The organism is Fulvivirga sp. AWR4_260, assembly GCF_056158185.1.
Genome location: NZ_JBSWSU010000013.1, coordinates 4,567 through 5,470, shown reverse-complemented (window position 1 = coordinate 5,470; position 904 = coordinate 4,567). Strand labels below are relative to the sequence as shown.

The 904-nt window shown below is 37.2% G+C and carries 1 protein-coding gene and 1 pseudogene; both read right to left on the bottom strand.

Annotated elements, in window-relative coordinates:
- Positions 1–200, bottom strand: a pseudogene (locus ACXACQ_RS06455) (hypothetical protein); the annotation flags it as partial.
- Between the two features lie 110 nt (positions 201–310).
- Positions 311–904: DUF350 domain-containing protein (locus ACXACQ_RS06450; protein ID WP_474975117.1), on the bottom strand; the 594-nt coding region annotated here is incomplete at its 5' end.

Here is a 904-nt window from a genome sequence, read left to right as displayed (position 1 = left end):
AAGGTTAAGTTTGTCATACTCGTGTGCTCACCCAGCACCTCCATGGAAAACAACATAAGGGAGATGATCATGATCCACTGGAAAATACTATCACCCAAAAAGTAGGTAGCAAGTGTAGAAAGAATGTATTCGGCCACTACACCAGAAAAACCAGTAGCAAAAATGGCGGCTTTCAACAAAGTTGAACGGTTCTTAAACATATAAGCTTTTAAAAATCTCTGTAAAAAATGCTAAGGAGTGCACAAAATAAGGTAAGAGAAGGGAAAAATAAAAACTCCTGATTTTATGAATCAGGAGTTTTGAGTTAATATTATAAACACCAGGTTATCAATACTGAACCGCCAATGTAGGCAAAGGCTTCAATAATGGCCGCTCCAATGTTGGGCTTTTTCTGGTTGATGATTTCATCTGTCAGGTTTTCTCCTGGCAATAAAATTTTATCAGTTAAATATCGCATAACGGGTAATAAAATTATACCCACTAATACTTCCAGTCCTGCTTCAGATAGGGTAGAGGTCCAATCTTCAAAGTCTCCTGCAATACCAAATCTTATTAAATTAGCCATGGCTATAATAGCTCCTGCAAAACCAATACCTACTGCTACGTTATCTTTTTCAATATGCTCATGGATATCATAAGGCGTAATGAGGTTATAGATAAAACCTGTAATGATAAGAGCTACTTGCCCCACTGCCCAAAAAACAATGGCAGAGATGATGCCCGCTATCATGGTGTCATGTCCTTCTCCTGTTACGGCTCCAAAAATTATTAATCCTGAGCCAATAGATACAGCTCCTTCAACTACACCAGTACCTGCGTTTTGATCTGTTATGATTTCTTTTATTACAGAAAACTTCGATAATAGTATTTTATCAGTGATATAAACAGATAAGTTGAGTTGTAC